Raw genomic sequence first — 3,674 nt, forward strand, 5'->3', positions numbered from 1 at the left:
CGGGTCGCGGGCGCGCCCCGGATCGCCGTCGCGGGCGGCGCGGCGTTCACCTTCGGCTACGCCGAGCACGTCGAGCTGCTCGAGGCCGCGGGCGCGGACGTCGTCGTGGTCGACCCGCTGCGCGACGAGGCGCTGCCCGACGGCGCCGCCGGTCTCGTGCTCCCCGGCGGCTTCCCCGAGCAGCACGCCGCCGAGCAGTCCGCCGCCGAGGGGCTGCGCGCCGCCGTCACCGCCCTCGCCAGCTCCGGCGCGCCCGTGCACGCCGAGTGCGGCGGCCTGCTGTACCTGGCGAAGTCGCTCGACGGCGCGCCCATGTGCGGCGTGGTCGACGCGGACGGCGCCATGACGCCCCGCCTCACCCTCGGCTACCGCGACGCCGTCGCGCCGCAGGACTCCGTGCTGGCCCGCGCGGGCACGCGGATCACCGGGCACGAGTTCCACCGCACCGCGTTGAGCGTCCCGCACGGCGCGCGTCCCGCCTGGCGGTGGCGCGGCCACGACTCCCGTCCCGTGGCCGAGGGGTTCGTCCTCGGCCGCGTCCACGCGTCGTACCTGCACACCCACCCGGCGTCCGCGCCGGAGGCCGTGACCCGCTTCGTGCGGGCCTGCGCGGCGGACTCCACGCGGTCCGAGGCCACCCGATAGTGGATCGCGCTCGCGCGGTACGGTCCTTGCCCACCAGCCGAACACGTCGTGGGGAGCAGTTGTGATGACTGGTCGGGTCTCCTTCGTGGGCGCCGGTCCCGGCGCCGCCGATCTCATCACCGTGCGCGGCGCGAAGCGGATAGCCGAGGCCGACGTCGTGCTGTGGGCCCCGAGCGTCGTCGAGGCCGAGTGCGTGCGCGAGCACGCTCGCCCCGACGCGGAACTGGTCGACTTCTCCCGGGTCGCCGACGCCGACGTGGTCGAGGTGTACCGGCGCGCGTCGGCGGGCCGGCTGAAGGTGGTGCGGCTGCACGCGGGCGACCCGTCGCTGTGGGGCGGGCTGCGCGACCAGCAGGAGGTGTGCCGGCGCTTGGGCTTGGAGACCGACGTCGTGCCCGGCGTGTCCCAGGTGTCCGCCGCGGCGGCGGCCGTCGGCCGCGAGCTGACCACGTCGGACGTCGCCCAGTCGCTCGTGCTCGCGGGCCCCGAGTCCGCCGAGCACGTCAGGGAGTTCGCCGCGCACGGCACCACGATGGCGATCTCCGCGTCCGGCGCGCGCACCGGCCTGCTGGTCGAGCAGCTGCGCGCGGGCGGCTGCGCCGACGACACGCCGGTCGTGGTGGCCTACAAGGTGTCCCTGCCGGACGAGACGGTCGTGCAGACCACGGTCGGCGAGCTGGAGGCGTGCGTCAAGGAGCACAAGCTCTACCGCACCACGCTGTTCCTGGTCGGCAAGGTGCTCGCGGAGCCCGCGCCCCGCCGCCGTTCCCCGGTGGTCGAGGGCGACGAGCCGGTGCGCCGCGCCCGGCCGTCGAAGTGGTCGCTGCGCGCGAACCGTCCCGTGCCGAAGCCGTCCGGCCCGGCGCCGCTGGTGGACGAGCCCGTGACGCCCCGGACGGACCCCGACTCGCCGTCGGCCGCGGCGTGGTCCGCGGTGCACGACTGGCAGGAGACGGCGCGCACCAAGCGCGCCGGGGCGAAGGCGAAGCCCGAGCCGGTCGGCGAGCCCTTGCTGGAGCTGGTGGTGGACCAGGCGGAGTCCGCGGAGGCCGTCGAGCCGAAGCCGAAGCCGGTGGTCGCCGCCGCCGCGAAGCGGACCACGACGGTCAGGGCCAGCACGACGCCGCGCAAGCAGACCGCGTCGCGGTCCAAGAAGAGCAAGCGCGCCACCTGACATGGACGTCGTCGCACTGCACCGGTTCGTCACCGAAGCCGGCCGTTCGTGGGCCGAGGTGACCGTCGTGGACGCCGCCGAGGCGGGTCCCCGGCACGCGCTGAACGTGTGCCGGGCCCGGCCCGCCGTCGTGGTGTCCGGCGCGGACCCGGCGGAGCTGGCCCGCGGCCTGGCGGGGTGGCGGCGCACCCTCGTCGTCGAGTCCGCCGCCGGTCTGTCCACTGTGGACCCAGCGGACGCGGTGGCGCGCCCGTGGCCGGAGCCCGGTGCGATCCTGTGCCTGGCCGAGCAGCGCTTCGCGCCCACCCCCCGCGGCTGGGCGCCGGACGACTGGGCGCTGCCCGACGACGAGTTCGCCCACCGCGAGGGCATGGTCGCCGTCGCCGAGGTGCGCGCCCTGGCCCTGGCCAGGCTCGCGCCCCGCCCCGGCGTGCTGGTGTGGGACGTCGGCGCCGGACCCGGCGCGGTCGGCGTCGAGTGCGCCCGCCTCGGCGCGGCGGTGGTCGCGGTGGAACGCGACCCCGTGCAGTGCGTGCGGATCATCGCCAACGCCTCCGCGCACGGCGCGGACGTGCGGGTGGTGGAAGCGGAGCTGGCCGAGGCGGGCGAGCTGCCCCGGCCCGACGCCGTGTTCATCGGCGGCGGTGGCGTGGTCGTGGTGCGGCGGTGCGCGCGGACGGGCGCCGGGCGGGTCGTGGTGGCGACCCGGGACCTCGACCGCGTGGTCGCCGCGCGCGACGCCCTGCTGGAGGCCGGCTACGACGTGCAGGGCAGCCAGCTGTCGGCGGCCCGGCTGGCCGGTGGCGCGTTGCTGGCCACCAACCCGGTGACCGTGCTGTGGGGGAGGAAGAAGGCGTGATCGGCGTGTTCGCCGCCGGCGGGCGCGGGCGGCGGGCCGCGGTCGAGCTGGCGGGTTTCCTGGGGCCGGACGCGGTCGTGCCGGACGGGCCGGTCGGGCCCGCGTTGCGCGCCCTGTGGCCGAGGCTCGGGTCGGCGGTGTTCTTCCTCGGCACGGAGGCCACCGTGCGGCTCGTCGCCCCGCTGCTGCGCGACGAGCGGTCCGACCCCGGCGTGGTGTGCGTGGACGGCGGCTTCGCGGTGGCGCTGCTGGGCGGCGCGGACGCGTTGGCCGGCCGCATCGCCGACGTCCTCGGCGGGCACGCCGTCGTCACCTCGGCGTCGGTCGACTCGCCGCTGGACGAACTGGTCGAGCTGCTGGACGCCACCGTGGACGGCGACCTGGCCGCGTGCGGCGAGGCGGTGCGGCAGGGCGAACCCGTGCTGCTGGCCAACCCCCTCGGGTTCCCGCTGCCCGCGCTGCCCGACAACGTCCTGACCGGCCCGGCCGGGCACGACGCGGCGTGGACCGTGCTGGTGGACGACCGCGTCCCCAAGGGCCCGCGGGACGACCGCGTGGTGCGGGTCGTGCCGCGCACGCTCGTCGTGGGCGTCGGGTCGAGCACGGGGGTGTCCGCGTCGGCCGTGTCGGCGGCGCTCGCGCAGCTGGAGGAGAAGCGCGGGCTCGACCTGCGGGCCGTGCGGGCGTTCGCCACGCTGGACCGCAAGGTCGCCGAACCCGGCATCGCCGACGCCTTGGAGGACTGGGGTTTCTGGCACGACTCGACCACCGCGCCGCTGCTCGCCTACCCCGGCGAGGAACTCGCCGTGATCCCGGTGCCGAACCCGGCGGACCTCGCCATCGGCATCCCCAGCGTCGCCGAGGCGGCGGCGCTGCGGGGCGCCGTGCAGCTGTCCGGCGGCGGCCGGGTGGAGATCGCGGCGGAGAAGGTGAAGGGCGCCGGCGTGACGGTGGCCGCCGCCCGCGTCCTGCCGCGCGGCCGGCTCGCGCTGGTCG

At 77.1% G+C, this 3,674-nt stretch carries 3 protein-coding genes and 1 pseudogene; all 4 read left to right on the forward strand.

Going from position 1 to position 3,674, the window contains the following annotated elements; translation table 11 throughout:
- A pseudogene (locus tag ACFQ3T_RS35125) lies at positions 1–645 on the forward strand (cobyrinate a,c-diamide synthase); the annotation flags it as partial.
- 64 nt (positions 646–709) lie between these two features.
- Entirely contained in the window at positions 710–1,819 is a 1,110-nt protein-coding gene (locus ACFQ3T_RS35130) for a cobalt-precorrin-4/precorrin-4 C(11)-methyltransferase (protein WP_380730207.1), read from the forward strand.
- 1 nt (position 1,820) lies between these two features.
- Entirely contained in the window at positions 1,821–2,678 is an 858-nt protein-coding gene (locus ACFQ3T_RS35135) for a bifunctional cobalt-precorrin-7 (C(5))-methyltransferase/cobalt-precorrin-6B (C(15))-methyltransferase (protein WP_380730209.1), read from the forward strand.
- On the forward strand, positions 2,675–3,674 hold a 1,000-nt coding region (locus ACFQ3T_RS35140), incomplete at its 3' end, for a cobalamin biosynthesis protein (protein WP_380730211.1). The genes ACFQ3T_RS35135 and ACFQ3T_RS35140, both read left to right, overlap by 4 nt.

It is taken from the genome of Saccharothrix hoggarensis (assembly GCF_042678885.1).
GTDB classification, from domain to species: Bacteria; Actinomycetota; Actinomycetes; order Mycobacteriales; family Pseudonocardiaceae; genus Actinosynnema; species Actinosynnema hoggarensis.

Excerpts from the sequence above, each read along its gene's own strand:
- ACFQ3T_RS35135 (WP_380730209.1), top strand. The coding sequence starts at position 1,821 with ATGGACGTCGTCGCACTGCACCGGTTCGTCACCGAAGCCGGCCGTTCG.
- ACFQ3T_RS35130 (WP_380730207.1), top strand. The coding sequence starts at position 710 with ATGACTGGTCGGGTCTCCTTCGTGGGCGCCGGTCCCGGCGCCGCCGAT.